Genomic DNA, 26,996 nt, shown 5'->3' on the forward strand with positions numbered 1-26,996 from the left:
TGGCTCCTTTCGGAGCGTGGTTATTGTGTTGTCGGAATGCTATCCGGCGGCCTCCCTGTCCTTCCGGATGAGGGCGAGCAGATGCTCCACGGCCACCTCCTGGGGGATGTTCTTCTCCACGCACACCTGCTTACGGTAGAGCGAAACGCGGTTCACGCCCGCCCCAACGTAGCCGTAGTCGGCGTCGGCCATCTCGCCCGGGCCGTTTACAATGCAGCCCATGATGCCTATCTTGAGGCCTTTCATATCGGCGGTGGCGGCCTTGATGCGGGCTATTGTTTCGCGTAGGTCGTACAGGGTGCGGCCACAGCCGGGGCAGCTGATGTACTCCGTCTTCGATGTACGCAAGCGGGCAGCCTGCAGAATGCCGAAGGAGGTGTCTTCGATGACGTCGGCACCGAGGTTGCCGTCGTTCATCAGCCAGATGCCATCAGTGAGTCCGTCAATCATCAGGGCACCCATGTCGGCGGCACTCTCCAGCTGGAACTGCTCCTTGTCATTGAGTCGGTACATCTGGGCCATGACAACAGGGTTCTGTAAGCCGGCAATCATCATCTCATGAACCAGTGCCCGCTGGTCGCCCAGGCGGTTGCGGTGGTTGCTGGTGCACACCACCACGGTTTCCGGATGCTGGCGGAGGCAGGCTATGTACTCATCGGCCGGCGTGCCGAACTGGAGCACCAAGAACTTAAGAGGTGAGTGAACCTGCGCCATGAAGGGCATGGCAGTAACGGGAAAGATGGGGAACAAGCGCTCTGCCAAGTGCTCTTCCTGTGCCTTGGGCGAACGAATGAGGTCGGCATAAACATTAAAATCAACGATGTAACGCTGCCCCTCTTCGAACTCTTCAGGCACATCAGAGCCCAGATAAACATAGTCCGCCTTCACAGGTACTCCCCTCGCCTTCGGAGAGGGGATGGGGGAGAGGTTCCCAATCACCACCGGCACGTTCTCGCCACCTATGTTCCCAACGGCCTGCGTGAGCCTGCGCTCGGGGTGAACCCAGTCGAACCCGCCGTATGCTTCGGCCGGAATGAGCAGGTGACCGGCCTTGCGGCCGATGTATTCCACCAGCCTGCGGGCCACCGGAATTTCCTCCTCGGGCTCTTCGGAGAGGCTTACGCGGATGGTGTCGCCTATCCCGTCGGCCAGCAGGGCACCTATGCCGACGGCACTCTTGATGCGTCCGTCTTCGCCTTCGCCGGCTTCCGTCACGCCCAGATGCAGCGGGTAGTGCATGTCCTCGTGCTCCATTGTGGTGACGAGCAGGCGCACCGAGCGCACCATTACCACCGTATTGCTGGACTTGATGGAAATAACAACGTCGCTGAAGTCCTGCTTCTTGCAGATACGCAGGAACTCCATGCAGCTCTCCACGATGCCTTCGGGCGTGTCGCCGTAACGGTTCCGGATGCGATCAGACAGCGAACCGTGGTTCACTCCTATGCGTATGGCCGTGTGGTTGGCCTTGCAGATGTTGAGGAAAGGCACAAAACGCTCCTCTATCTTCCTGAGTTCGTCGGCATACTCCTCGTCGGTGTACTCCCGTTTGATGAACTTCCGGGCCGGGTCTACATAGTTGCCGGGGTTTATGCGCACCTTCTCGGCATAGCGTGCAGCCACGTCGGCCACGTTCGGATTAAAGTGCACGTCGGCTACAAGGGGCGTGTTGAAGCCGTGGGAGCGTATGCCCGCGTTGATGTTCTTTAGGTTCTCGGCCTCCTTGGTGCCCTGAGTGGTGAGCCTGACGAGCTCTCCTCCGGCCTTTATAATACGCTCGGCCTGGGCTACGGAGCCCTCGGTGTCGTCGGTAGAGGTGGTGGTCATGGACTGTATGCGCACGGGGTTGTCGCCTCCGATGTCGATGGCACCCACGTGAACCACGCCCGACGGCCGCCTTGAATAGTTGAAAATGTCTGTCATCTCGTTGTCTTTTGTCCTTTCACTTCATCAGTTACACTTGTATGTGTACTTCACTTGGGCCAGCTCCTGGTTGGCTTTCTCAATCTTGACGCCCAGGCCCGACTTCCATTCGGCAACCTTTCGGGCCACTTCCTCGTCCGTAAGCGCAATGATTTCGGCGGCCAGTATGGCTGCGTTCTGTGCCGCATTGACTCCTACAGTGGCAACAGGAATGCCGGGAGGCATCTGGATGATGGAGAGCATGGCATCCAGTCCGTCGAGCATTCCCTTGATAGGAACGCCGATAACGGGCAGCGGCGTGGAGGCTGCTATCACCCCCGGAAGGGCTGCGGCCATGCCTGCAGCGGCTATGATGACCTTGATGCCGCGCTCCCGGGCACCCTTGGCAAAGGCTTCAACGGCATCGGGCGTGCGGTGGGCAGAGAGCGCGTTGACCTCAAAAGCAATGTGGTTATCGTCCAGCCACTTACATGCTTTCTCCATGACAGGCAGGTCGCTGGTGCTGCCCATGATGATGCTGACTAATGGTTTCATTCTATTTTCGGGTTTTAAATAATCATGAAGAAGCCGCACACCGTTCCTACAAGGAAGCCGGTGATGACCTGGCTCAACGTGTGTTGGCGCAAAATCATGCGGCTGCTGCCCACCATGCCGGCCACGAAGAATACCAGGCAGAGCCACCATACAGGGTTGAAGGAGAACAGGAGCGAAAAGGCAACAAGCGCGCCGGCCACTCCTCCGATGGATGCCGTGTGCGTTGAAATCTTCCACCACACGTTGATGAGGGCGCAAACTATTTGTATCATCAGCGCTGCTACCAGTATGCGGGCCATGAAATGGGGTATCCGGAACACGTTCATCAGGTAGTAACAGGTGAAATAGCACAGGATGGAGATGATGTAAGGTACCATGCGGCGCTCCTTCTTGCCCAGTTCAATGAGCGTCCAGCCCTGATAACGGCGGTAGATGTGTATGAGCACGGTGGGCAAAAGGATGGTGAAGAGGTACACCATGGTGAGAACAATCATCTTGTACCACCACGGCATCATGCTCATATAGCTGAAAATGAACAGTGCCACCAGTCCTACCAACGGCAGATAGAACGGAGTAAAGACCATGCTCATTACCCGCGCCGTCCATATAATATTCTTTTCTTTCATTTTCTAAGTCTTGCCACCGGTATTCCCAGTTGCTCTCGGTACTTGGCAACGGTACGACGAGCGATGGGAAAGCCCTGCTGCTTCATCTCTGCTGCCAGTGCATCGTCGCTCAGGGGCTTCTTCTTGTCTTCCTTGTCGATGGCTTCCTTCAGCGCAATCTTAATCTTGCGGGTCGACAGCTCCTCACCGTCCTCGGTGGTGTAGCCGTCGCTGAAGAAGAAGCGAAGCGGGAAAGTGCCCCACTTGGTCTGTGCGTACTTCACGTTGCTTACGCGAGAGATGGTCGATATATCAAGCCCCGTACGGTCGGCGATGTCCTTTAGAACCATTGGTTTAAGGTCGGCTTCGTCGCCATCTTGGAAGAACCGGCGCTGCCGGTCGATAATAGCCTTCATGGTGATGTAGAGCGTACGGCGGCGCTGTTTTACCGCTTCGATGAAGCCCTGCGCCTTTTCAACCTTCTCCTTGGCATAGAGCAGCGCCTCTTTTTCTTGCCGGTTCATGCCCTGACGGTTGTTTTTGTACGTGTCGACCATGTCGGCGAACGATGGCGACACCTTGAGTTCGGGCACGTCTCCGCGGTTCAGGGTGAACGAAACGGTGCCGTCGTCGGCCGTGTCGATGATGAAGTCGGGCGTAATCTGCTGTATGTTCCGGCCTTCGGTCTCGCCGAGAGCGGCCCCGGGCTTGGGGTTCAGCTTGCGTATTTCGGCCTGCAGGGTGGCCGTTTGCATGTCAGTAAGCCCCATGCCTGCCTGTATCTTGTCCCAATGTTTCTTCGTAAACTCGTCAAAATAGCTGCCCACGAGCGTCTGCATGGCTTCCTTGAGGCGGCCTGCAGGCTTGCGTTCTATCTGCAGCAGCAGGCATTCCTGCAGCGTGCGGGCACCTATTCCGGCCGGGTCGAAGCCCTGCAGGCGGTGCAGCACCTCGGTTATCTCGGTCTCGGTTACGTCGATGTTGTGGTATATAGCCAGCTCATCGCCGATGGAGTCGATGCTTTTGCGCAGCAGGCCGTCGTCGTCGAGCGAGCCTATGAGATACTCCATGATGTCCCGCTGGCGGTCGGTAAGGTTCTCCATGCCCATCTGCTCCTTCAGTTTGTCATAGAAGCTGACGGTGTCGCCGTACACTATCTCCTCGTAATCGGCATTCCGGTTGGGCGCCGCACCGTAGGTCTCGGGCATCTCGTCGTCGCGGCCAATGCCCTCGAGTGCGTTGTCCAGTGCCTCTTCCCGTTCCTCCCGCTCGGTTTGCTGCTCAAAGTTCTCCTCGCCGGCGTCCTCTCCCGGCGTCTCCCTCTCGTCGCTCAGCGCGTCGTCAGGTGAGCTTGTTTCCAGTGCGGGGTTATCATCAAGTTCGGCGTTCACGCTCTCCTCCAATTCAGTCAGCGGCATTTCCAGCAGCTTCACCTGCAGCATTTGCTGCTGCGAGAGCTTCTGCACCTGCGCCAGTTTTTGTGTCTGGGTCTGAATAAGTTTCTGAGCCATAGTCTTGGTAATTGTCAGGCAAAGTTACGAAAAGATATTGTAACTCAACGGAAATATTCCTTTAATTGTGCTGCCGTGGCCGAAAGATTCTCCGGGTTGCCGTTACCGTAGCGGCTCCATATCTGCTTGCACGGCACCACAAGTGGGTGAATCATCAGGTCGTCGCGGTTCAGATAGGGGTCGCAGAACCTGAACACGTCCATCACGTCGCATATCCGGTCGGGCTGCAGCTTGATGAGCTTGCCCAGTTGCACTATCTCCGGCGTCTCGGGAACCATCGTGATGGGCGTCAGACGGAAGTAAAGGTCCAGTATCATGATGAGCATCACGGGCGTTATCTGTGCGTCTTCGTCCAGCGGCTTGAAGTCTTTTTCGAACGATTCGTTCACCTCCACGCCCTCGTAAAACTCCGATGCCTGCCCAAAACCGTTCATTTTGCGCAGCAGCGCAACCTCCTGCGAGAGCTTGCGCGGGCTCTTGCCGTACGTCTGCCACAGCTGTTCAATCTTCGGCGTTTCCAGCTGCCGCAGGCGGAACATCTGGTTATAGAGGAACTGCGGGTGTATGTGCAGCTCCAGACTCAAATCCACCAGCGGCCGCGAGTACAGCGGTTTTACGCCTACGGGCTTCCTTAGATAGAGCTGCATGAGCAGCAGCCAGTATTCATCTCTCCACAAGCGGTGTTTTGCCATCATATTTCCGGGTTTCAAATTAACACCACAAAGGTAGCAAATTGTGCACAGAATGCAAAGGAAATAAGGAGAAAAAAGCGGACGAAAAGCCACGAAAAGAGACCCCTTTGAGCCGGAGTAGCCGGCTGGCAGTTAAGGTTCAATCGCTATCGGGCTTCCTTTATCCAATGTTCACAGTTTGTTTGCAGCTTGCTTGTCATTTCATTCTAACCTGTGAATTGTGAATGATGAATTGTGAATTAGCTGTTCGCAGCTTGCAAAATCATCCCCTCCTAACCTCCCCTTTCTAAGGGGAGGAACCGCTGACGCATGTTTCCTGCTGGCTTGCTGCTGATTTTTAAAGACAGAGTAACAGAGTATTTTTGATGCTGCTGTAGTTTTGCTTGTCTGCTGGAATGTACAAGCAACACTTTGTAAAAGAGCTAACTGGTATCCTCCCCTTAGAAAGGGGAGGCGGAGGAGGGGATGATGAACGGCAGGATAGATAATATTCAGCAAAAGCTACGGCCACATCAGCCGACTCTATTTTATCTAAGCAAGAGAAGAAAAAGAAAGCGATAACAATGCAAAACACACCCTTTTACAGCCCATTACACAAACTATTGATATCCAACTACTTACAAACAAGGAGATAAAAGGTATCATTCAAGCCTCTTGAACGGCATCTTCAAGGCCCTTGAAAGTATCGTTCAAGGAGCTTGAAGCATACAAACGACGCTTTACAAGAAAGCAAACTGGTATCCTCCCCTTGGAAAGGGGAGGCGGAGGAGGGGATGACCAGGTGTCGTGCTGATTACAATTTGTTGCGCAAATCATCCCTTTCCAAATTGTGAATTGTGAATTATGAATTGTGAATTAGCAGCCAGCAGGCTGCAAAATCATCCCCTCCTAACCTCCCCTTTCTAAGGGGAGGAATCGCTGCTGCAAGTTTCCTGCTGGCTTACTGTTGATTTTTAAAGACAGAGTAACATAGTATTTTTTTCGTTGCTGAATGCTTGCTGCATTGTGGAAACGAATAAGCAATGGTTTTCAAGAAGGCAAACCGGTATCCTCCCCTTGGAAAGGGGAGGCGGAGGAGGGGATGACCAATCAGCAGAAACTCAACCATCTGCCAGCAGAAACTCAGCCATCTGCCAGCAGAAATTCAGCCATCTACCAGCAGAAATTCAGCCATCTGCCAACAGAAACTCAACCATCAATCAGCGAAAACTAACCGAACGACGAGCCTTTGCGCTACTCCCACAGCCGCCGGAGGGTAGCAACAAGCCGGGAAGCCTTGGCCAGCGGAGCCTCTGGCAGCGGCAGGAAGGGGTCGAAGGGCACAACATCGGCACGCCTGCCGCTGCGCAGTTTCCAGTTTCCGGACGCGATACCGTCCTGCAGAACCACCGGAAAGAAGATGCCGTTACGTGTGTGCGTCATACTGCGGAGCCGCCAGTTGCGGGCTCAGCAGGCGCAAGTTAACGTAGTTCTTCATGGGTTCCAGATGCTGCGCAGCGGCCAGGCCTGCAGCTCCATGCGCGTACCGGGCCGGTGGGCAAAGGTCTCTATGCCCGTTTGACCGTTGCCGGCATAGGTTAGGAGCGTAAAGACTTCCTTGCCGCGGTTGGCGAATATCTCGATGCTCGACCTGTCTACGTAGACATGAAGGCGCAGCTTGCCACCCTCGGGCTGTACCTCGGCCTTCGTTATGCGGCTGAACTTGGGTATCTCTACGTCGGCTGCATTGGTGCGGTCAATGAGCAGCGTGCGGGCATCGGTATCGTAGCTGACCACCGTCTTGTGGCCGTTGCCCTCGGCGAGGTAGAACCCGAAGGTGTTTGAACGTGAGGTATCGAAGGTTACATCCAGCTCGTACTGGTTGCTCTTGGGGGCAAACCCGGCTATCGGATGGGCTCCCACGGGCAGCTCAAGGCGCTTGCTGAAGAGCTTGCCGCGCAGCTGCTGCAGCGCTGGGAGCGGTGTCTGGGTGAGGCGGAGGCCCTCGCCTGCAAAGCTGGTAAGCCCGTAGAGGCGCGGCAGAGACCAGAAGCCTTTGCCCCAAGTGGATGGTGCCTGCTGCGCATAGTCCCACGTTGCCACCCATCCCAGTGTGATGGACTGATGCAGAGTGTCGTCATAATCGCGCACAACCCGCGATGCGTAGTAGTCAAGACCTCTGTCCACGTAGAGCGGTTGCTGCGGGTGGCCGTCCATGAGGGTGAACTTGTGGCCGTCGAAATCGCCGATGAAGTACTGCTCCTGCGCCCAGTTAACCGATACCACCATCACCCAACGGCGGTTATTCCAGTTGCCATTAACGGGCACCTGGAACAGGTCAGGACACTCCCACGACTTCTCCTGGTCGCCTGCAGGGCCGAAGTCGCTCTCCCAAGTCCAGTCTTTCAGGTTGGCGGAGGAGTAGAATTTCACCTTCTTCTCCAGTGCCTTGGCCACCACCATTACCCATCGGCGGGTTTGCTCATGCCAGAAAACGGTGGGATCGCGGAACTCCGTGCTCCAAAGGTCTATCACCGGGTTCTTGTCGAAGTGGCTGAAGTGCACGCCGTCGTGGCTGAATGCCAGTCCCTGTGCCTGCTTCTTGGAGTCTTTCTCGTAAACGGTCATGGCCGCCACCCATGCTTCCGGACCCCATCCGGCGGTGTTGTGCTTGTCTATCAGCACGGAACCGGTAAAGTTGGAGATGCCCGGCGGCGTGTCTTCCATCACGTTGGGCGACACTTCGCGGTAGTGAACCAGGTCGGTCGAAACGGTCTTTCCCCACCAGAAGAGGTGGTACTGGCCCTTGTAGTAGGTAAGTCCGCAGGGGTCGCCTATCCATCCCCGGGCCGGACTAAAGTGGTACTGCGGGCGGTAAGGCTCGTTGTAAGGCTGTGCCTGCATGGTAGCGGCGCAGGCGGAGAATAACAGTGCTAAGGTTAGTTGTTTGATTTTCATCGTTATGTGTTGTTTAGAAGTTAGTCCGTACGGGAGCCGGCATCAGGTCGTAGACGGTGGCCGAGGCCGTTGTCAGCGGCCCGGAGGCAAACAGCTCGGCCTGCGTGCTGTGCTCGGAGGCCGTGAAGATGCGCGTGGTAAAGGCATCCTCGCCGTTGATGAAGCCCTCAACGACCGACCCGTCTACATAGAGCCGCAGCTCCAGAGGCCTGCCCGGGGCAACGCGGTAGGCATCCTTGCGTACGGTGTTGGGGATGCCTTGGCGCAGCGAGGCGTGCGTCTGGTCGATTACAAGCTCATGACTGCGCTGGTCGAAGTAGATGCGCGTGAACTCTGATGCGTCGGGGTTCTTGCACAGAGTGATGCCGAAAGCCTCCTTGCCCTTTGGATTGAACGTGGCAACTATTTCCTTCTGCCAGCCCTGCTTGCTGATAACGAGCGGCTGCGAGAGGGCGGTCTGCTTAAAATAATGGCTGTCCGTGCGCAGCGACTGCAACCCGTCGTAAGGCTGCTGGCAGATTTTACGACCGTTGAAGGTCCACTGCCGCGGGATGGAATACAAGTGGGCCCAGCCGTTCTCGCGGTTGGCAGAGGGGCTGATTTCATCGGGTATGATGGCTATGGCAATGGTTCTGCCCTCGGGAGTGGTGCAAACGGAGGGCGAGAGCAGGCGGTTAACGACCTCAAGGTTTTGGGGCAAGGCGTTGTCGGGCATGAACTTTTCATGCCGGAACTGCCCTGTCCAGTACTGGGTGCGGGCAGGCAAGCCCCGCTCAGGTACCCTGTTCACGCTCAGAATCCACTTCTTGCCCATGCGGAGGAATACGGGCATCTCCCAGAAACGGCCCGAGTGATCGCGCTGTGGATTGCCCTCAAAGAGCAACCCGACGTACTGCCAGCGCTTCAGGTCGGCCGACTGGTAGAGCAACAAGGTGCCGTGAGGCGTGCCGGGGCTGTCGATGCCGAACCCTACTATCATGTACCAGCTGTCCTGATGGCGGAAAACGTAGGGGTCGCGCATGTCGGTACGGGAGTACGCCTGCGGCCTGTCGGCTATCACGGGGTTGTGTTCGTACTTGCGCCAGCATGTGAGCAACGAGTCAAGCGGGAAGGCCAGGCCTATTGAGTGGGGCATGGCGCCGCCTGTATAGATAATGGCAGGAATGCCGTTGCCATCAATCACGGCGTGTCCTGACCAGATGCCGTCGCGGTCGTAGGGCTCCGAAGGCTTCAAGGCTGGCACCTCCTCGGTCCAGTGAACTAAGTCGGGAGAGGAGAAATGGCCCCAGTTGATTTGGCGGAGCAGGATGTTGGAGGCGTTTTTCTGGTTGAAGATGTGGTACCGGCCGTTAAAATAAAGCAGTCCGTGGGTCTCGTTTGTCCAGTTTGCTGCTGGCAACAGATGGTAGCGCGGACGGCTGAAAGCATAGTCGAAGTGGCTCTCCGGCACGGCCAGCCGTGGCTTTTGCTGCAGCCGGCGACCAACGTCAGCATGCAGGATAACGGCCTCCACGGGCTCGCGGTTGGCCTTCACGCCGTCTATGAGGCCGTTGATGACGTTGAGATCGTAGCCCCATCCGCGCCTTGACGTAAAGTCCTTGCCTGCCCGGATGGTAAGAGAGTCGTGCTGCGAGAGCTCCTCCCACGCCGTTGCCTGCAGGCTCCGCCCGTTCAGGAGCACGTCATGGCCATCCATGTCAATCACTACATGCAGCCAGCTAAAGCAGTTCACGCTGCCTGCAAGGGGCCTGTAGCCTTGCCGGCTGCCAAGCAGAAGCCGCCCGAAGCGGTCTACGCAAACGGCTACATGCCGCCCCTGGCGGTCACGGATGCCGAGTAAAGCGGCCGTATCGGTAGGAAACGACTCGAGTGCAAACCAGCCTGAGACCGACGACAGGCCTCCCGCCACCCGCTGCTCGGTCCAGATGGAATAGCCGTTGGTGCGCAGCTGTGCCGCCGAAGGCAACAACACGGCCGCAAACAAGACTGCCGAAAGGATTGTTTTCATTGATATTTTCATTTTCCATCCATGTTTCCGTTCATTAAAAAAGACCTCCGGAAGCCACGTTCCGGAGGCTTTTTTCATCCTGATTCTACATTTCTATCATACTACCTACAGGCTAATCCTACTGAAGAAAGTCAGTTTACCGATACTTGGTATCTATCATTGCTTAGTTTGTTTTTATTGTCTGCAAAGGTAGGAAATAGCGAAACGCAGGGCTGTCATTTTTGTTTCCGATGATGAGAAAAATGTTGCAAGGGCGCAGAAAATCCAAAAAAATAACTATATTTGCCACCAAACAAACGGGCGCACGGCACCCCAACCCTTGCGGAAAACCAACTGCGCGGCCCGTTTCTGCTTAAACTAACATACCTGACTCATGAAAAATATAACCTACCTTCTGCTCCTTCTGCTCACTGCAGCAGCGTGTACGCCTGCCGACCGAAAGTTAGTTATCGGCGTGTCGCAGTGCAGTGAGGACATCTGGCGCGAGAAACAGAACAGAGAACTCAAGACAGGACAATACTTGTACGACAACGTGAAGCTGCGGTTTGCATCGGCCCGGGACAACGACCAGAAACAAGTTGAGCAGATAAACCGCTTCATCGACGAACCGGTTGACCTGCTCATCGTCTCTCCCAACCAGGTTAACACCATCTCGACCGTCATCGACAAGGCCTACGCCCGCGGCATTCCCGTCATCCTCTTCGACCGTAAGACCGACTCGAAGAACTACACCGCCTTCATGGGAGCTGACAACTTCGAGATTGGCAAGACCATGGGAACCCTCATTGCCAACACCCTCAACGGCCGTGGTAAGGTGGTTGAAATCATGGGACTCAAAGGTTCATCGCCCGCCATCGAGCGCCATCGCGGCTTTGCCGAGGCCCTACAGCGCTATCCGGGCATAACACTTATTACCTCGGAGCAGGGCGACTGGACCGAACAGAGCGGTGAGCAGGCCATGCGGAAGGTGCTGGACGAGGCGTCCGACGTGGATGTAGTCTTCGGTCAGAACGACCGGCTGGCCATGGGAGCACGACGAACGGTGCAGGCCGAGCTGCCGGACAGGGCCGTAAGATACTTCGGCGTAGACGGCCTGCCGGGTAAAGACGGCGGCATCGTAGCGGTGAAGAACGGCCTCATGACGGCCACCTACATCTACCCCACGCACGGAACGGAACTCATGCAGCTGGCCATGAACATCCTCGAACGCAAGCCCTACCGGCGCGAGAACCGCCTGCAGTCGGCCATCGTAACCAAGAACAACGCCGACGTACTGCTCATGCAGTACACCGAACTGGAGAAGCAGAGCCGCAACATCGACCTCCTGCACCGGCAGGTAGACACCTATTTCGACCGTCTGAACAGTCAGAAGACCACCATCGCCATGGCTGTGGCGCTCATCCTGATACTCATCTTCAGCGCCATCATGCTGTACCGAACCACGCTCATGAAGTCTCGGCTCAACGACGAGCTGCTGCATCGCAACGACGAACTGCAGCGGCTGTCGCACGAAATCGAAGAGATGACGCAGGCGCAGCTCACCTTCTTCACCAACGTAAGCCACGAGTTGCGCACGCCTCTTACCCTCATAGCCGACCCGGTGCAGCGACTGGCCGCCGACGCCACCATCACCGGCGAGCGCCATGAGCTGCTCTCGCTGGCTTCACGCAACGTGGGCGTGCTCATGCAACTGGTGAACGACATCCTCGACTTCCGCAAAGTGCAGAACGGCAAGATGTCGCTCCGACTCTCGCACTTCAGCCTCAGCGAAGCCATAACGGCCTGGACGCGCGACTTTACCGCCGCGGCAGCACGCCACGACATCACCCTCACGCTGCACACCGACCCCGAAACGGACTACAGCATCACTGCCGACAGGGACAAACTGATGCGTGTTTTCGGCAATCTCATGAGCAACGCGCTCAAATACACGCCCGCAGGGGGCAAGATAGACGTAACCACCGGGCGCACCGACGACGGGCAGCTGCGCTTCAGCGTGAGCGATACGGGCATGGGGATTGATGCCGACGAACTGCCCAAGGTATTCGAGCGCTTCTTCCAGACCCGCCACTCAACGGGCGGAACAGGCATCGGCCTGGCGCTTGTCAAGGCCTTTACCGAGCTGCACCACGGGCAGGTGACGGTGCAGAGCGAGAAAGGCCAGGGCACCGCATTTACCGTTACGCTGCCTGTAACGCAGCAAGGCGCCCTCGCGGAGGATGCAGCGGAGGCGGCAAGTGCTCCGTTCACCGCCCCCGCAGAGGCCGAACCAACAACCCTAACGGCCGCTTTTGCTGCCTTGAATGATGAAACCGAAGGAAAGGAAACGGTGCTCGTAATAGACGACAACGCCGATGTGCGCGCCTACGTGCGCTCGGTTCTGGGCGGAAAATATACCGTTACCGAGGCCGACAACGGCCGCGCAGGACTGGAAACTGCCCGCCGCGAGGTGCCCGACCTGGTGGTGTGCGACGTCATGATGCCCGTAATGGACGGACTGGAGTTTACGAACGAGCTGAAGAACGATACCGCCACGAGCCACATACCGGTAGTGCTGCTCACGGCGCGAACCCTCGACGACCAGCGCATAGAGGGCTACCAGCAGGGGGCCGACGCATATATCACCAAGCCGTTTACGGCCAAGGTGCTCATGGCTCGCGTCGAGAACCTGCTCCGCACACGCCAGAATCTGCGCCGCCTCTACGCCTCACAGTCGGTTGCCAGTACGCCGCAAACACCCGCTGACGCAGCATCGGCAGCCGCTGACGGGTTTGTTGCCAACAGCCGCGACCAGGCTTTCATCGCCCGGCTGCGGCAAGTCATACAGCAAAACATGACCGATTCCGACCTCAACGTAGAGAAGATAGGCTCCGAGATAGGCCTGGGGCGCGTGCAACTGTACCGCAAGGTGAAGGCCCTCACAGGCTCTTCGCCCGTAGAACTGCTGCGCACGGCGCGCCTGCAACGTGCCCGCACGCTCATACTAACCACCGACAAAACCATCTCCGAGATAGCTTACGAGGTGGGGTTCACCGCCCCTTCGTACTTTGCCAAGTGCTTCAAGGACGAGTTCGGGATGGCTCCGGGAGAGGTGAGGCAGGAATAACGGCTTGTGCATACGTACAAGCGCCAGCCTTTCCTCACCTTGGAAAGGGGAGGTTAGGAGGGGATGATGGCAGCAGGAAATGCCCTGAAAAAGCCTCGTTCGTAAGCTGTTAGAAATCAACAGCTTACAAACCGCAAAGCAAAAGATGCCTTTCAAGAGGCTTGAAGGGCATCTCCAAGGGGGTAAAAGGTATCGTTCAAGGAGCTTGAAAGCCATCTCTTACAGAGCAACTGCAAGCAGGCGCTACTTCACGAGCGATGTAACAGGACTGCGTAAGCCCTTCATGCTCGTCACGAAAGCCTTGGCCGAACCGAAGCGCAGGAACAGGTCGAGCCGCACGGGCACGTGGTTCTTGTGCCTGCGGACGATGGTGTCAGCGCAGCGAAATGATGAATTGGGTAAAAGAGTGGGGCTCAAGCGGGAACTTTATCTTCCCATTTTTTATTTCAACAGCTTGTGAACGTGTCTTTACATTCTCCTCTGCAGGCGTATTCATGCTCTTGGTGGTCTTTCCGTTGACAATGCAGGCAGTGGCTTTTTTGCCCCAAATATCATTCTGGTCGACCAGCGTAAGCGGCATGACTTGCTCTTTGTGGCGGTTGACTACATTGACTACGACGGTCTTTTTGTCAGGATTGAAGGCTGCAGAAGCGTCAACGTAGGGTTGGTCGGCATTGTCAATCTTGTAGACGGGTGTGCTGACCGAGAGACTCAGCGACTGTCCGAAGCAGTTGTTGGCAAACAGCTGTAAGGGATAGAATATGGTCTGGCGCCATGTTTTTTCGTTCGTTGTAGCAATCGGACCCAGCAGATTGACGATTTGAGCCATGTTCGTCATCCTCACTATGTCGGCGTGTCTGACGAAGGCGTTCAGGTAGGAAGCCACGCAGAGGGCGTCTTCCAGGTTGAACGTGTCGTGTGCTCCGCCATGCCCCTTGGTGTTATAGGAGGCATTGTATTCATCGAATGCGATGTAGAGCGGATGGTGGAGCTTGTTCGAAATCTGTGCTTCGAGGATGAGTCCTTTGGTAACTTTAATCACATTGTCAGCAAAATCGGTTGACGCCATGTAGCGATAGTAGTCGTCGGTATTGTTGCTTACGTAGTTGTGCAGCGATATATAGTCGGCATGGTCACCCAAGGTGTTGATGACGGTACGGTTCCAATTCACCCAGTCAGCTCCGTAGTTGCTGCATCCGGCGGCAATAAGTTTGATGTCCTTGTCAACCCATTTCATCACTTTTGCAGTTTCCAGTGCCGCCTTACTGTAGTCTTCAGCATTCTTGTGGCCTATCTGCCACGGCCCGTCTACTTCGTTTCCAAGTCCCCAGTAGATAATTTTATAAGGCTCCTTGTGCCCATTCCGGGCGCGCAGGTCGGAATAGTAGGTTCCGCCGTCGACGTTGCAGTACTCCACCCAGTTGTGAGCTTCTTCTGCAGTACCGGTTCCGAGGTTTACGCAGAAGTAGGGAATGACGCCTGCCTGATGGCACCAAGCCATGAATTCGTCGGTTCCGAAAGAGTTGTCTTCTCTTTTTCCCCATGCCAAGTCCATGCGTACCGGGCGCTTTTCCTTTGGCCCTATGCCATCCGTCCAGTGATAGCCGGATGCAAAATTGCCTCCAGGCCACCTTACAAGCGGTACGTTGAGTTCCCGTATTGCCTTGATGACATCGGTGCGGAAGCCGTTTGCATCGGATTCGGGCGATGCCGGGTCGTAGATTCCCTGATAGACACAACGCCCCAGATGTTCGGCAAAACTGCTGTACATCAGATTGTCTATTTGCCCTATTCGCCGTTCTACGTCAACTTTGATGACGGCTTCATTCTGGGCCATGCACAGCGTCAGCCCATGAATGAGTACCATGGATAGGATTAATATTATTTTTTTCATGCTATGATGCCAGTTATGGATGGTTGACGAGAAGGGCAAGGCAGCCTGCCGTTCAATGAATACTGTTGCCTCCTTGATGGTTCCGCCTTGCCCTCCTCCGCTTCGGTTACTCTTTGAAATAAGGAACATCGTGCTGATAGGCGGGAATATGGCCGGCTATAAGTGGCCATCCGTCCTTCCACAGAACCTGATCGAGCAAAACCTGACGACCTCCGTCAGGGTCAGCTTTCAGGTAGGAGTGGAAAATCATCCAGTCCTGTCCCTTGTCATCAGTAGTGATTTCTGCATTGTGTCCGGGTCCTGCAAAGTAGTTGTTGCCTTGGAGGAAAACATCAAAATTACCGTCGAGCATCGATTTCCCGTCCTTGGTTACGTAGGGACCGAAGAGGTTCTCGGAGCGCCCGCAGATAACCCGGTAGGTACTGTTGGCACCTTCGCAGCAAGTTCCGTTGGAGCCGAACAGGTAATAATAGCCTTCATGCTTGTAGATATAGGTTCCTTCCATCTGGTTGCCGGCAATTTTTTTCTTTTCAGCTCCGGGCTTGACGGAAAGTCCGTCGTCACTTAATTCTATTCCGTAGATGCCGTGAAAACTGCCCCAAAACAGGTATTTGTGGCCATTGTCCTCCATGTAGAACCCGTCGATGCTGTTCTGCACGCCTATCGAACTGCTGTCGAACAGGCTTCCGTGGTCCGTGAAAGGCCCCTCGGGGCTGTCGGCCGTAGCCACACCAATACCACATGTCCATTCGCCTCCCCATTCGGATTTGGCATAATATAGCGTGTATTTTCCGTTGACATAATTTATATCAGGGGCCCATAGACCGCCGTTCGGGTTCCATTGCGGGCGACTCTCGTCCGTGAAGGCAGTGCCTACAAATTCCCAATGCACCAAATCCTTGGATTTGTAGATGGGAAGATTATGTATGTCCTCTGTGGCATACAAGTAAAAATAGCCATTGCCGGCTCTGATAACTGTGGGGTCAGGCAAACTCGTACCTATAACCGGGTTCTGGTATTTGGCCACTTTACCGGTTCCGTTGTTCCCACCAGGCTCATCTGTAGTTGACTCTTTTGAGGCACACGATACCATTACCGTAAGCCCGGATGCTATCAACAGGGAGACTCTTCGTAAAATATTTCTTTTTTTCATGATTGTGTTTGGTTTAGTGCCGGTTATGTCCGCATGGACATAACCGGCAGGTTTGTTTCAATTCAGTTTATTTTTTATTTCCAACCATCATTCTGCTGAAGAGCCGGAACGCGCTCGATTTCTTCCTGAGGGATGGCCCATTTGAACTCATAATCGCCGTTGTAATTCAGCGTGTAGCGTTTGGTTCCCCAAATCTCTGTCATGCCGTTGGCACCGTTACGTTTTGTGGCATCGGCCTCAGTCAGGCGGTTTGTGCCGAACTTCTTGTCGGCCCAGGTTCCCCAACGGAGTTCTTTCCAGTACATTTGTCCTTCACCACACAGCTCCCAGCCAAATTCCCTGCGAATGCGCTGCCGCATGTCTTCTTGTCCTTTAACCGTTGTGTATTGGTTGCTGTTGAGTAATGCAAGGCCGGGAATGCGTTGCCTTACCTGGTTGACATAGGTAACGGCTTCGTCGGTCTTTCCCTGTTCGTTCAGTGCTTCGGCCAGACTGAGCAAAGCACCGGCATAGCGGAAAATGGGAATATCGATATCGCTATCCCAGATGGTACGGCTTTCGCGTCCCTCAATTACGAATTTGCGCCACAGATAGTAGTAGCGGTCATTCGTGTCGGTACGCAAGTCGTAAGGAAAGGCACCGTCAGAACCGAAGTAAGGCCAACGCAGTGTGTAAGTGAAATTATTGGATGTACATCCTCCCACATAAGTAGAATAAGGAGTGATGAAGTTCATCTCCATGCGCGGATCACGTCCGTTATAGGCTTTTCGAATACGGGCCTCGTTTCCATGCTCTAAATACTTACTCATGTCTGAACCGTAATTAGTCATCTGGGTATATCCTTCTCTGTAGTTGGCATCGAGCTGCGTGCCTGTTGCATTCGGATTCAGGTTATCACGCAGGAAGTAGACGGAGCGGGCTTTGGGCGACATTTTGGAGTAACCGGGTATGACTTCATCCATATCGAAAGGCTTTCCGTCGGCCCACTCGTAAGAGTCTACGAACATGGGGTTGGGAATGAAGTTGTTCCAGGCGTTGCCTACAGTTACGCGATTGCCATATACTTGTGAAAAGCAATTGCCCAATCCGTCGTCGTCAGTATATTGATACTGGAAAATGTATTCGTCATTTTTCTCATTAGCTGCCTTGAACATGGCCTTGTAATCTGAAAAGAGCGCATATCCCATCTTAGTGATGGCCTTGAAATCCGACTCTGCCTTATCATATTCTTTCAGCCAAAGATAAACTTGTCCACGCAGGTAATAGGCTGCGCCTTTGGTTACCCGTCCAAAATCAGCATTGCCGGTTGCATACTTGTCTGGCAGGTTGGGCTCGTTGATGGCAGCCGTACAGTCATCTATAACTTGCTTCCATACTTCTGCTTCTGTGGCGCGAGGCTTCGTGGCTTCTCCGTATTTTACCGGTTCTGTATATATGGGAACTCCTCTCCACACACAGTTAGCTCTGTAATAGGCCCAAGCTCTCAGGAAATGACATTCGGCAATGTCACGTCCTTTTTCAGCTTCGGGCATGTCGGGTACTTGCCCTATGTTCTGAATTACGTCGCTGGTACGGTAAATCTCTTCATAAAAGCATTTCCACCAAAATGAGAACATGCCTGACGAAGTTGTTGCCGAGCCCATGAGGATGGGAACATCGCCATTACTCCAGTTGGCATCCAAATCCATAATTTCGGTAAAGACATCTAATCCCACCTTACCTTCATTGGCAATGTATTCATAATAAAATCGTTCATAGGCTCCATTCACAACTGCATTGGCCATGTTGGCAGAAGTCCAGACAACGCCCGTGCCGACCCTATCTGATGGATTTGTATCCAGAAAATCAGATGAGCAGCCCGTCAAGGAAAGCGTTATGGCACACAGAAGTACACCTGATACTTTTTTTATCGTTTTCATAATTCCTAATCTTTTATGTCTTTATGTTCTAAAAAGTTACATTCACACCAAAGGAGAATTGACGCATTGTAGTGTAGCCTTCACCTGAACGCATTTCTGGATCGAGTCCCGGGAAGGAAGTGATGGTAAGCAAATTCTCACCGGAAAAATAAACACGAATATTCTGCGCATAAATAGCTTTGGTGATAGATAGCGGAAGAGTGTAGCCAATGGTGAGGTTGCGCAGTTTCAGGAAATCGCAGTCATATAGACGGAGTGTACTGCTGAGGCCGTCACTTTGACTTGGATTCTTTACCACGAGGCGAGGATTCTTGGAACCGATGTTTGTCCGTGGGTCGGCAGGATTATCGGGGTCATAGAAATAATGGTCGTAAGCAACATCTTTCGGAAGTTCCAATCCATAAACTACATCCGAAGAGTTTTGTCCTATTTCGCGCCAGTAGGTCTTGAAGCCAGTAGAACCTCCCCAATTCATGGACAAGTCAAAACCTTTCCATTCCATGTGAGCTTGCATGCCAAAGTTGAATTTGGGCGCGTTCGACTCACCCAGGAATACACGGTCGTTGGTACCTCCGTAAACACCATCGTTGTTCTCATCGGCGAAGATATAGTCTCCATACCAAATACGGTCTTTACCTACGGAATGGTTGGGGAAGAAATCGTGGCCGGCTGCTATCATGGCATTGAGCCAGTCCATATCTTTATCGGTACGAATCATGCCGTCTTTTGGTCCGCCGTTGATGTTGACGGAGCCGTCTTGATTGAAGTAAGAGCCATTGCCGGAATAAGTTTTGTAGAGATAGAACTCATTCATCATGTGTCCTTCTACGATTCGAGTATCGCCTCCAGAAGAAACTTCGCCCAAGTTGGAGTAATATACATTGGCATCCGGATTTTTCGGATCTGCTCCCCAGCCGTGTATCCATGTCCCTTTATATTTTTCTACCATGTTCTTGTTCCATGAACCATTCACCGCCACTCCATAAGTAAAGTCGCCGGCACGGTCTTCCCATCGCAGTGTAAGTTCAATTCCTTTGTTGCTCACTTCAGCAAGATTTTGCAACGGAGATGTCTTGTCACCATAAGTTAAACCGATGGACGGACTGTAGAGAATTCCCGATGTATATTTGTTATAGTAGTCAATCACACCGCTCAGTCTGCTGTTCAGAACGGAGAAATCCAAACCTATATCAAAAGTCTTGGTAGTTTCCCACGTCACGTCAATATTGGGCAGATGGTTCAGGTAGAACCGTGGGGCTTTCTTGCCTCCCATTACTGTATAGCCGCTTTCATACCAAGACTGGTAAGCATAATTGTCTACAGAAGAATTACCCAGCTTTCCGTAAGAGAGCCGCAGCTTCAAGTTGTCGAAAACATTCAGGAAAGAATTCTTGGCAAAGGCTTCTTCCGAGATGCGCCATCCTGCGGAAACCGACGGGAAGAAACCCCAGCGGTTACCGGGAGCAAAGCGTGAGGAGCCGTCTTCGCGGAAGTCTGCTTCAAACAGATATCTGGAAGCATACGCATAGTTCAGTCGTCCGAAATAGGAACGGAAGCGGTTCTGGGTATCAGCACCATGTATGTAGTTCATCTCGGTTACGGTACTCATATCCGTAATGTGCGTGTCGAGTATTCCGTATTTGCTCGTATCAAGATTTGATGCGTAGGCCTTTCCTTCCTCGAAGCCCAAGAGCACGCTCACGTCGTGTACCTTATTGAATACATGGTTCCAATTCAACGTATTGGTCCACTTCCAGTTATATGTCTGGTTGTAGTACATGTAGTCGTAAATCTGGTCCAGTGAAGCGGCGGGACTGACAATCTGGTTGCGGCTAAAGCTATAAAGCTCGTTCTGCGTACCGCAGTATTTGTGCCGCTCCTGGAAGTAATCGTACCCGAAAATGGTCTTGAACGTGAAATCATTCAGGAACCTTACTTGTGCATGCGCTGTGGCATAGATGCGGTTGTGCTTGTAGTAAGAGTCGCCATTTCCGTTCAGATTTAACAGCGGGTTACCTGCAGAACCGTCTTCCTCAGCGGTCTCAATGCCACCGTAATGTCCGTCATAATAAGGATAAATGCCCGGTACGGTTTTCAGGAACGACCATTCCGACAGGTTGTTCACGTCGTTACGTTGCTGGTCATTGTGGAATCCCCACGCATGGGCACCTACTTGCAGCCAGTCGGTGATATCTGACACGACGTTGAGATTCATAAAGTATTTCTTGACGCCCGAACGAACAATCATGCCGGGATTGTCCAGATAAGTGAGCCCAATGTTATACTTGGTGCGTCTCTCGTTACCCAAAACGGAAATGGAATGTTCCTGCATTACCTTAGTCTTGTATATTTCGTCAAACCAGTCGGTGTTGGGATAGGCCACGTAGTTAGGATAGCCGCTTTCCGATATTCCGTTTGGATCCTTCTCAGCATCACGCCATTTCTGTATTGTAGCATCAGAATACGGGCCATTGGTGATGCCCAAATTCGTGTACGACTCGTTAACGAACTGCATGTAATCGCCGTAGTTAGAGATAAAGCGGACCAGCTTCGCCGGTTTATTGATGGAGAATTTGCCCGAGTAGGTAATCCTTATCTTGTCTGCCTGGCCGGTCTTGGTGGTTACCAATATCACTCCGTTGGCGCCCCGGTTGCCATAGATGGCGCATGAGGCGGCATCCTTCAGTACCGATATGGTCTCTATATCATTTGCATTGACATCCGACAGGCTCATCTCCATACCGTCTACCAGTATCAAAGGACTGGAATTGTTCAGCGTACCCACACCGCGGATGTTGATGCCGAACCCCTCGCCGTTTGGCCGGCCGGAGCCTTGCAGTATCTGGATGCCCGCAGCCATGCCGGCAAGTGCCTGGGTGGCAGTGGTAACAGGGCGTGACGAAACCTCTTTGGTAAAGTCTACCGAAGCCACAGAGCCCGTAAGGTTTACTTTCTTCTGTACGCCGTAGCCTACCACAACCACTTCGTTCAGGTCGGTGGCCGAAGGCTGCATGGCAATGGTTACGTTCTTCCTGCCGCGCAGATTGATTTGCTGTTGCTCGTAGCCGATATAGTTTACCTCCAGGGTAGCATCGGGCGGACAGTCAAGCGTAAACCGTCCGTCAACGTCAGTAATCACTCCCGCGTTGGTTCCTTTCACCCTTACGGTAGCGCCCACCACCGGTTCGCCGTTGTTATCGTTGATGGTTCCGGTGATTTGTCTCTGGCTCGGCTGGCCAGTAGTCTGGTCTTTCTGCTGCTTAGAGAAGACGATGACATTCTTGTCTTTGATTTCATAATCCACGTCTTGCCCCTTGAGTATCTGTTCAACAGCCTGTTTCAGGTTCGTTGCGCTTACGCTGACCTTTCTGTCAATGTCCAAATCGGAACCTTCGTACACGAACGAATAGCCGCTTTTCTGTTTCAGTTCGGTCATGGCTTTCTGTACGGTTACGTTGTTCAGGTGTAACTGCAGGCTTTGTGCAAAGGTGCAAAGACTGCCCGATAGAACCAATAAAACAAAAAATATTCTTTTTTTGCAGTTCATGGTAGTGTTGATTTTATGTTTAAAATTAGATGTTAGATAAGTGTACCAGGAATGGTTTCACAGGTTTCTGCGGCATGTCAAAAGATGCCGGACAGGCTCTTTACGGGCAGGCGAGCGTGCAGGCTTTCCCGCCTTTACGGAATCCGTCAGGAAAAGATTACTGCTCTGATAGTGATCATACGGATTATTATTTAGGTTAAACATAGGTGCTGTCAATACAATACAATCCCTTTTTGGGCTTTCCTGTATTTCAGCCGCCCCGTCGCTGCAAGTGCATTGAGTACTGTGTATATGCTTTGCTGCTCCTGATGGAACTCTCCGTAGAAGTGGCGGTTGTACAAGGCAGTGTCTGCAATGGTGATGTGTACGCCGTAACTGCGTTCCAGCAGCCTGGCGATTTCAGTCAGCGGCTGCCCGTTGAGCGTAATCTTGCCCTTGGTCCACAGGGCAGATGCCGTTGCGCTGTTGCCGTATATATCCACTTTTCCCGTGCTTTTGTTGTACACCGCTTTCTGGTTCGGGCTCATGCCGTACAGCTTGCCGGCCTTGCCGGTGGCAAAGTTTACTTTTCCTTCTATCAACGATATCACCGCTTCTTCATCCTCGGCGTAGTCGCGCAGGTTGAAAGTGGTTCCCAAATCGTTTACCTTCAGTGAGTTTGTCCTGACGCTGAAGGGCAGTTTCTCGTTCTTCTTTACCTCAAAATAGCCCTCACCGTCCATCCACACATTGCGGTCTTTCAGGCCGAAGCCTTGCGAGTAGATGAGCCGTGAGCCAGCGTTGAGCCACGCCTTGGTGCCATCGGGCAGAATGGTCATGGTGCGTGAACCCTCCGGCGCCTCAACGGTGATGTCGGCAAATGAGGCAGCCAGACTCCCCTCGCCTCGTTGGTAGCCAAGGTAGCCTACAATAAACGCTACAGCAACGGCAGCAATATAGCCTGCCAGGCGGTGACTGCGTGGGCGTGTGTGTAACTCATTGTGCCGGCTGCTGATGGCGTTGGCCGTGCGTAAGCGGAATGTGTTGAAGGCTTTCCTACTGTCGTATTTGGCGAGTTGTCCGGCATCCACTGCCGAGAACCACACCTCCTGCCGTTGCAGGAAATAGCGTTCATGGTCGGCCGATGCCGCAATCCATTGTTGCAGTGCGTGATAGTCGTCGGATGTTATCGTGCCGGTAAACAGTTGGACTATCAGTTCGTCGATATGTTCTCTTTGTTGTTCCATGGTGTGTCTCTATAGTTTGTGACGATGTTTATACGGAAAAGGACAGGTGAAAACGTGTTTTTTTGCAAGAAACGCAAAAGGTTTTCTCTTTTGTCTGCATACTCAGGCGATGAGGCCGACCGCTGATGAAGCAGCCCGCGAGACGAACCGGAAGCCACCACTCTAACATATCAGATGCCAAGGATGAGCAAAATGACGAGATATTTGCCTAACTCGCCGCGCAGAAAGCTAAGCGCCGTGGCCAGATGATACTTCACTGTGCTGACGGAAATGGCCAGTTCGCGAGCAATATCCTCATTGCATCTGCCCTCGAAGCGGCTCATGCAGAACACCCGCCTGCACTTCTCTGGCAGCTTGCCCACGGCCTCGGTTATCTTCTCTTCGAGTTCTTTCTCCAGCAGGCGGCCCAGTGGATAGTCGTCGCTGCAAAGGTATTGCACGGCGGGTAGCTGCTCGAGGCTGCACTTACGCACGGCTTTCTCCTGTCTGCACTGCCTCGATTTCAAGTAATCCAGGCACCGCCGCCTTACGCTTTGCGCCAGGTAAGCCCTCAGAGAGGTGCTGATTTCCAGCTCCGAACGTACTTCCCACAAGTGGAAGATGGTGTCGCCAACAATGGTTTCGGCCGTGAACGAGTCGTGTACATACCCTTCTGCGATGTGACACAGCACGGCATAGTGATGGCTGAACAGATAGGCGTAGGCCTCCTCTCGTCCTTCGCGAAGTTGTCTGGCTATCAGTTCCTCCGTGTGTTCCATTGTTTGTAGCTCCTGATTAAGTAAGTTTATTCCGGTTGCTATATTTGAAATGTAGGCTACAAAAATAGCAATAAAGTAACAACGTAACAAAAATATGTTTCAAAAGTTGCCTTTCCACGCCCGCCACCAAGTGCTTCAAGGACGAGTTCGGGATGGCACCGGGAGAGGTGAGGCAGGAATAACGGCTTGTGCATACGTACAAGCGCCAGCCTTTCCTCACCTTGGAAAGGGGAGGTTAGGAGGGGATGATGGCAGCAGGAAATGCCCTGAAAAAACCTCGTTCGTAAGCTGTTAGAAATCAACAGCTTACAAACCGCAAAGCAAAAGATGCCTTTCAAGAGGCTTGAAGGGCATCTCCAAGGGGGTAAAAGGTATCGTTCAAGGAGCTTGAAAGCCATCTCTTACAGAGCAACTGCAAGCAGGCGCTACTTCACGAGCGATGTAACAGGACTGCGTAAGCCCTTCATGCTCGTCACGAAAGCCTTGGCCGAACCGAAGCGCAGGAACAGGTCGAGCCGAACGGGAACGTGGTTCTTGTCGTCGGTTACATAGAAGTCGACGATGTGCTCGAACTTTCCGTCCTCCTTTTCAGAGTAGGCCAGCCGCAGGCAACGGTACTTGTGGCCGTTGTCGCCCTTAACAGTAACCTTGCCACTGTAGGCCAGCCGGCCCGTGTCTACGCTGTTGCCGTCGGCTATGGGGAAGTCAATCACCTTGCCGCTCGTCCATCCGTCGGGGTTGAAAGAACGGGCGCGCAGGAAGATATTGAGCATATCGTACACACAGTAGTTCAGTGTGTGCTGCTCCCAGAGGTGCTCGGCGCTGCTTGTGAGTCTGTGCTGGCGGATGTTGCACTTGCCTCCGGGGTAGGTGTAGAACACCTCGTCTACCGTGTATCGGCTGCCTTCGCGGGCTCCCTTGCGGAAGTAGAGCGGCTCCATGTCGAGCGATGAGTAGCAGAGCAGCGTGTCGCGCAGCACGTACATGTCGTCTACGCGGCGATTGCCGCGCGTGGTGAGGCTGGCGCGATAGGCCGGCTTGCCGTTGTAACGGCTCTGGACGGTGTACATGGAGGCTGTTCCGGCCTTTACCCAAACGAACTTCCAGTTATAATAAAGGTTGTAGGAGAGGAACTCTCCCGACTTGAATGCCTCGTTGCGGAACGAGCATTGGGCGCCTGACTGCATGGCTACGGCCAGCAGCAGGGTTGTTATCAGATATTTGAAACTTCTCATTGGCTTATTCGTTTTAAATGTTTCGGCCGCACCGGATGCTGTCAGCCGCCGTGCTGTTACTTCCTTACGGTTACCACGTTGGCGGGCAACGGCACGCCCATTTTGCGTGCCCGCTCGGCGTTGCGGTACTTGATGGTTTTCTTCTTGTCGGCCTTCTGTTGCGTTATCTCGGCCGATTTCTGCTCGTCGAGGCGCCGCACGGCGGGCTGCCAGGTCTTTCGCACCTCCCATTTGGCACGGCATTCTATCTTTTCAGGATAGTAGTAAACCTCTTCGGGCTGGCGGTCGAGGTCGTAGTCACCCGTGTCCCATCGGCCGTTTGCATTCTCATCGACTATCATCCGGAGGTAGTAGGTGTCGGGGTTCACGTAGAAGAACTCTGCCGTACCGCTCGTGGTACTCACCTGCTTCTGCACTTTGTCCTGCTTGTCGAGGAGCTGGCAGATGACCGGTCGGCCGTTCATGCCCTCCAGGTTCATTACGATGGTGGTGTACTCATCGTCATTGCGCACCTTGAAGCCCTGCTTCAGCTTGTCTGACACGTTGCCGTAGATGTCGCGGAAGGCTGCGCTGTCTACCTCGAGACTGTACTCCACGCCCGGTCTCCACTCGCCGTAAAGCTCGTAAGTGCGCGGTATGGGGGGGTAGGGGCGCAGCAGGAACCTGGCGCGATACCAGAGGGTGTCTATCTTAGAGTACAGGTGAACCTTGGCGGTGTCCATCTCCGCCAGCGGCACAGGGAAGGAGAAGAGGATGTTCTGGTCGGGGTCAAACTGCGAGGGAGCCTTGATTTCGGGCTTCAGAGCCTCCGGGCGCCACACGGTTTCGTATTTGTCGCCACGCTTCTTAGCCCGGTCCTGCCGCTTCTGCCACTCGTTGCGGCGGCGCTGCAGGTCCTTCAGGCGGCGGGCGTAAGGCTGTTTGGAGAGTATCTGGAGCGTGTCCGTCTGCATCACGAGCTGCCCCGCGGAGTCCGTCATCTCGTAAGCAAGCTGCACGCTGAGCGTGTCCTGGTTTACCAGAGCCGTGTCGCGCAGCCAATAAGTAATGGTGTCGCGCTTCTCGTTGGCCTCCACCAGGAAGGCATCTGCGGCGTTGAAGTTCAGCCCCTTGACCTCCGGAAGCTTGTTGCTGCCGTAACTGTAGAAGAGTGTAAAGTGGTTGGCATCCTGCCGTTCGGCCTTGATGAAGTAGCGGTCGGTGAGCACTTCGGTGAATGCTCGCAGCACTATGTCGTCCGGAAGGAAGTGAGTATAGCCCACGCGGGCTATGGAATCGATGTGCAGAGAGTCTCGCCAGAGGGTGTCCTGGCGCACATCGGGCTTCGAGGAAGGCACGATGACGTCGTGATTAAAGGCCAGTTTCTCGCTCTTCTGCGAGAAACGGTAGTCGCCGTCCACATCCTGAAGGGCGTAGATGCGGTAACTTCCGGGCGCTACTCCTTTGATAACGAAGCGTCCGCGACTGTCAGTCTTCGACACGCGGAGCATGGGCAGCTTGTGGAAAGCACTGTCCGACTGGTTGGCGTAGAGGCCTACGAGGATGCCCTTCACGGGCTCCAGGTTCTCTGCCTCGAGCACATGCCCGCTCACCTCCATCGTATCAATCTCGCTGCCGGTGGAGAAGCTGTAGGTAAAGTTGCCCAAGGGATTGTCTTCGTTGTTGTCGGTAATGGCGTCGGAGAAGTCGATGGTGTACGTTGTATTGGGTTTCAGCGAGTCTTTCAGCTCCACGACGATGCTCTTGCCCTGCCCTTTTATCTCGGGTGCTTCCATCTGCGGAGGCGACACCACCACGTTTTCGGTGGGGTTGTCTATCTTGATGAACTCGTCAAAGTTTATGCGTATCTTGCGCCCGGTGATGCCTGTAGCCTTGTCGGCAGGCGTACTTCCAATAACGCGCGGCGGTGTTTCGTCGTACCAACCGCCGTCGGGCTGACCCATGCGGG

Annotated in this window: 18 protein-coding genes and 1 pseudogene; 2 read left to right on the forward strand and 17 right to left on the reverse strand. The window is 53.9% G+C overall.

The annotated features are described in order from the left end of the window. Positions 1-39 precede the first annotated feature (39 nt). From BMW31_RS02250 to BMW31_RS02270, 5 genes are read right to left on the reverse strand one after another with little or no spacing between them, the layout of a single operon-like run. Positions 40-1,923, reverse strand: a complete 1,884-nt coding sequence (locus BMW31_RS02250; protein WP_091820555.1) for a 4-hydroxy-3-methylbut-2-en-1-yl diphosphate synthase — start codon at positions 1,921-1,923, stop codon at positions 40-42. Between the two features lie 27 nt (positions 1,924-1,950). Next, complete coding sequence (purE, locus tag BMW31_RS02255; RefSeq protein ID WP_091820557.1) at positions 1,951-2,457, reverse strand: 5-(carboxyamino)imidazole ribonucleotide mutase; 507 nt, start codon at positions 2,455-2,457, stop codon at positions 1,951-1,953. Between the two features lie 14 nt (positions 2,458-2,471). After that, positions 2,472-3,083 (reverse strand): phosphatase PAP2 family protein, encoded by a 612-nt coding sequence (locus tag BMW31_RS02260; RefSeq protein WP_091820560.1) that lies wholly within the window; start codon positions 3,081-3,083, stop codon positions 2,472-2,474. Then, complete coding sequence (gene rpoN / locus BMW31_RS02265) at positions 3,080-4,573, reverse strand: RNA polymerase factor sigma-54 (RefSeq protein ID WP_091820563.1); 1,494 nt, start codon at positions 4,571-4,573, stop codon at positions 3,080-3,082. Before rpoN ends, BMW31_RS02260 begins: the two co-directional genes overlap by 4 nt. A 44-nt stretch (positions 4,574-4,617) precedes the next feature. Then, entirely contained in the window at positions 4,618-5,265 is a 648-nt protein-coding gene (locus tag BMW31_RS02270; protein ID WP_091820733.1) for a hypothetical protein, read from the reverse strand. Positions 5,266-6,256: 991 nt separating this feature from the next. Between BMW31_RS02270 and BMW31_RS02275 the strand changes: the two genes are divergently transcribed. Next, positions 6,257-6,478 carry a hypothetical protein gene (locus tag BMW31_RS02275; RefSeq protein WP_091820566.1) on the forward strand — a complete coding sequence of 74 codons (222 nt, stop codon included), beginning with the start codon at positions 6,257-6,259 and terminating at the stop codon, positions 6,476-6,478. 20 nt (positions 6,479-6,498) lie between these two features. Here BMW31_RS02275 and BMW31_RS02280 read toward each other — a convergent pair whose 3' ends face one another. From BMW31_RS02280 to BMW31_RS02290, 3 genes are read right to left on the reverse strand one after another with little or no spacing between them, the layout of a single operon-like run. Then, the gene (locus BMW31_RS02280) at positions 6,499-6,687 is read right to left on the reverse strand and encodes a hypothetical protein (protein WP_091820568.1); all 189 of its coding nucleotides are present in this window, start codon (positions 6,685-6,687) and stop codon (positions 6,499-6,501) included. Positions 6,688-6,738: 51 nt separating this feature from the next. Beyond that, a complete protein-coding gene (locus tag BMW31_RS02285; protein WP_091820570.1) occupies positions 6,739-8,202 on the reverse strand; it encodes a glycoside hydrolase family 32 protein in 1,464 nt (487 codons plus the stop codon). A gap of 13 nt (positions 8,203-8,215) precedes the next feature. Next, positions 8,216-10,210, reverse strand: coding sequence for a glycoside hydrolase family 32 protein (locus tag BMW31_RS02290; RefSeq protein ID WP_177166253.1), 1,995 nt, complete (start codon positions 10,208-10,210; stop codon positions 8,216-8,218). A gap of 373 nt (positions 10,211-10,583) precedes the next feature. Here BMW31_RS02290 and BMW31_RS02295 point away from each other — a divergent pair, with 373 nt between their 5' ends. Then, complete coding sequence (locus BMW31_RS02295) at positions 10,584-13,316, forward strand: hybrid sensor histidine kinase/response regulator transcription factor (protein ID WP_091820574.1); 2,733 nt, start codon at positions 10,584-10,586, stop codon at positions 13,314-13,316. Between the two features lie 243 nt (positions 13,317-13,559). On the opposite strand, the pseudogene BMW31_RS13245 reads toward BMW31_RS02295, so the two are convergent. From BMW31_RS13245 to BMW31_RS02335, 9 genes and pseudogenes are all read right to left on the reverse strand, one after another. Further along, positions 13,560-13,667 (reverse strand): annotated as a pseudogene (locus tag BMW31_RS13245) (DUF3108 domain-containing protein); the annotation flags it as partial. Between the two features lie 22 nt (positions 13,668-13,689). Further along, positions 13,690-15,210 carry an alpha-N-arabinofuranosidase gene (locus BMW31_RS02300; RefSeq protein ID WP_177166254.1) on the reverse strand — a complete coding sequence of 507 codons (1,521 nt, stop codon included), beginning with the start codon at positions 15,208-15,210 and terminating at the stop codon, positions 13,690-13,692. 106 nt (positions 15,211-15,316) lie between these two features. Then, the gene (locus tag BMW31_RS02305) at positions 15,317-16,363 is read right to left on the reverse strand and encodes a family 43 glycosylhydrolase (RefSeq protein ID WP_091820579.1); all 1,047 of its coding nucleotides are present in this window, start codon (positions 16,361-16,363) and stop codon (positions 15,317-15,319) included. 74 nt (positions 16,364-16,437) lie between these two features. Further along, positions 16,438-18,282 carry a RagB/SusD family nutrient uptake outer membrane protein gene (locus BMW31_RS02310; RefSeq protein WP_091820582.1) on the reverse strand — a complete coding sequence of 615 codons (1,845 nt, stop codon included), beginning with the start codon at positions 18,280-18,282 and terminating at the stop codon, positions 16,438-16,440. Between the two features lie 28 nt (positions 18,283-18,310). After that, positions 18,311-21,829 carry a TonB-dependent receptor gene (locus BMW31_RS02315; RefSeq protein ID WP_091820584.1) on the reverse strand — a complete coding sequence of 1,173 codons (3,519 nt, stop codon included), beginning with the start codon at positions 21,827-21,829 and terminating at the stop codon, positions 18,311-18,313. Positions 21,830-22,041: 212 nt separating this feature from the next. Then, the gene (locus tag BMW31_RS02320; protein ID WP_091820586.1) at positions 22,042-23,055 is read right to left on the reverse strand and encodes a FecR family protein; all 1,014 of its coding nucleotides are present in this window, start codon (positions 23,053-23,055) and stop codon (positions 22,042-22,044) included. A gap of 170 nt (positions 23,056-23,225) precedes the next feature. Then, on the reverse strand, positions 23,226-23,813 hold the full coding sequence (locus BMW31_RS02325; protein ID WP_091820588.1) for an RNA polymerase sigma-70 factor: 588 nt from the start codon (positions 23,811-23,813) through the stop codon (positions 23,226-23,228). A gap of 425 nt (positions 23,814-24,238) precedes the next feature. Beyond that, positions 24,239-25,048 carry a DUF3108 domain-containing protein gene (locus BMW31_RS02330; RefSeq protein WP_091820590.1) on the reverse strand — a complete coding sequence of 270 codons (810 nt, stop codon included), beginning with the start codon at positions 25,046-25,048 and terminating at the stop codon, positions 24,239-24,241. Between the two features lie 56 nt (positions 25,049-25,104). Beyond that, positions 25,105-26,991 carry an Ig-like domain-containing protein gene (locus tag BMW31_RS02335; RefSeq protein WP_255404793.1) on the reverse strand — a complete coding sequence of 629 codons (1,887 nt, stop codon included), beginning with the start codon at positions 26,989-26,991 and terminating at the stop codon, positions 25,105-25,107. Between the last annotated feature and the right edge of the window lie 5 nt (positions 26,992-26,996).

Origin of the sequence: Prevotella sp. kh1p2, from assembly GCF_900111525.1 — a bacterium.
Lineage (GTDB): Bacteria > Bacteroidota > Bacteroidia > Bacteroidales > Bacteroidaceae > Prevotella.